This is a genomic window from Vibrio sp. V10_P2A27P122 (assembly GCF_963874335.1).
GTDB classification, from domain to species: domain Bacteria; phylum Pseudomonadota; class Gammaproteobacteria; order Enterobacterales; family Vibrionaceae; genus Vibrio; species Vibrio anguillarum.
In genome coordinates, this window is record NZ_CAWNHY010000212.1 from 1 (window position 1) to 2,343 (window position 2,343).

The following is a 2,343-nucleotide window of genomic DNA, read 5'->3' on the forward strand; positions in this document are numbered from 1 at the left end:
GCGCAGGATATTTCATTTACAACGCTGTACATATTCAATCACAAACGCCGCTATTGCATCGAGATCATTGATGTTCATCTGTGGTAAAGCACTTTTCACAACTTCATCCGCGGCGATAGCGATGATATTTTCATCATTTGGATATAGCCAAGGTTTACCCACTTCAGCACGGTGCAATTCAATTTTTGGAAAGGCGAGGTTTTTACACCCTTCAACTAAAATTACGTCGAGTTTATCGCAATCAAAGCGAGACAAAAGATATTCGAAATCGGGTTCGGCTTCTGGCGTCTCAGTCATCATGGCATGACGATAGCGCGATGCAACTAACATCTGGCTTGCCCCCGCTTTACGCAGCCGATGGCTATCTTTACCTGGTTTATCAATATCAAAATCGTGGTGCGCGTGCTTAAGTACGCCTAATGTTAGGCCTGCTGCCCTTAACTTGGGCAACAAGGCTTCAAGCAGGGTTGTTTTTCCTGTGCCAGAGTAGGCCGCAAAGCCAAGCAAAGGGCATGAAGGCGCTTGATATTTCATGATGTCAAAGTTCCAAATTGTGCCAGATCTTGAGGCGTGTTGAGGTTCAAAAAGCAGTTTGGCGAGTCGCTAAAGTCAACGTAATCTGTGTGGCATTCTTGATAAAGACGGGTGATTTTTCTCTCGCCACGTTCTAAAAATGCAGTCAGTGTTGGCAGCACACGTTGGTGAATAAGGGTGAATACGGGTTGAGCGAAGTGACCATCATGGGCGACTAAAATATCATGCGAGTCTTGAGCTGCATGGCAAAAACGCGCAACAAGATCGTCATTGATCAACGGGCAATCGCAAGGGACAAATCCGACCCAATCGGTTTGTGCATGGGTTAACCCTGCCTGAATTCCAGCGAGTGGACCGGGATAATCAGCCATGGTATCGGAAATGACAGGCGCAAACTGACGATACTGTGCATGGTTACGATTAGCGTTAATCGTCAGGTTAGTAGATTGCGGCTTAAGCTTATTCATGACATGTTGAATCAAAGGTTGGCCATTGAGTTCAATCAGCCCTTTGTCTTGTCCACCCATACGGCTGGCTTGCCCACCCGCTAAAATAACCCAACTTGTTTGTGTGGGAAGTAACATGAAATGTCTCTTAATTGTGCGATGAGAAGAGCGCCGTACAGACAAGTTAAACTCATTGATTGAGCATCACTCGCCCATTTTTAGTGGCGACAAACCAAGGTAAGGATGATAACCCAACTCATGCCTTGGTGCTAACTGGCTGATGATTATAACCAATCTCATTTGTGCGGGTGGATCTTTTTCATTGCTCTCGTTAAGTTGTTCATTGCTCTCACTAAGACACAAACGCCTCCATTCGTTTGGAGGCGTTTGGTCAAGCTAGGCAGTATTAAGCATCTTCAGGTAGTAGGAATAACCCCACGGGGTTGATCGTCAGGTAAGGGTGATCAGCGTAACTGGGGTCAAATTGTGACGAGTTGAGTTGCAGTAACAGCTCTTTGTTGTGCCATTTAACCAACACTTCATACATCGACCCCATGTAAGCAATACTGGTAATTTGACACTGTTGGCAGGCATCACCGTCCGCGCAGAGCAAAATAGCTTCTGGTCGAACACCAATTTGATAATTCCCCGCAGGCAAAGCCGTGACACTGTCATCATTAGCAGGGATCTTATAGCCATTGATGATCAAATATTCACCATCATATTGACCCTCAAAAATATTGGCTTCGCCCATGAAGTTGGCCATAAACATCGAGGTTGGGTGCTTATACAGTTGAGTTGGTGAGCCCTGCTGCATGATGTCGCCATCTTTCATCACAATCACAGTATCAGAAACGGCAAAGGCCTCCGCCTGATCGTGCGTCACATACAAAGAGGTGATATTAAAACGCTGTTGCAACTCTCGAATAGTTTCACGCATGCTGCGTCTTAAATTGGCGTCCAAGTTACTGAGCGGCTCATCGAATAGCAATACCTTAGGCTTAAGCACCAACGCGCGAGCGAGCGCTACTCGCTGTTGCTGACCTCCTGAAATTTGGTCAACGTAACGTTCTCCAAAGCCTTCTAAATCTACTAATTTCAAGGCTTCATCCACTCGCTGTTTTACTTCATCTTTACTCAAGCCAATCATTCTTAGGCCGTAACCTACGTTGTCATGTAAGGAAAGGTGAGGAAACAGAGCGTAAGATTGAAACACCATGCAGATGTCACGTTGCTGGATGGAGGTACTCGTGACGTCTTCACCATCAATAAAAATTTGGCCGCTGGTTGGTTTTTCGAGCCCTGCGACCAAACGCAGCACGGTCGTTTTTCCACATCCTGAAGGGCCGAGCAGTGTTACAAG

2 protein-coding genes and 1 pseudogene are annotated in these 2,343 nt (G+C 46.1%); all 3 read right to left on the minus strand.

Annotation, left to right across the window (positions count from 1 at the left end):
• Nucleotides 1-21 precede the first annotated feature (21 nt).
• A pseudogene (gene mobB / locus AACQ17_RS08960) lies at nucleotides 22-534 on the minus strand (molybdopterin-guanine dinucleotide biosynthesis protein B); the annotation flags it as partial.
• The gene (gene mobA / locus AACQ17_RS08965; protein WP_026027998.1) at nucleotides 531-1,118 is read right to left on the minus strand and encodes a molybdenum cofactor guanylyltransferase MobA; all 588 of its coding nucleotides are present in this window, start codon (nucleotides 1,116-1,118) and stop codon (nucleotides 531-533) included. The gene mobA and the pseudogene mobB, both read right to left, overlap by 4 nt.
• A gap of 268 nt (nucleotides 1,119-1,386) precedes the next feature.
• Nucleotides 1,387-2,343, minus strand: a 957-nt coding sequence (fbpC, locus tag AACQ17_RS08970) for a ferric ABC transporter ATP-binding protein (protein WP_094167728.1), incomplete at its 5' end; no start/stop codon positions are given.

What these genes read in the sequence shown, in the direction of transcription:
- mobA (WP_026027998.1), bottom strand. Translation starts at nt 1,118, where the DNA reads ATGTTACTTCCCACACAAACAAGTTGGGTTATTTTAGCGGGTGGGCAA.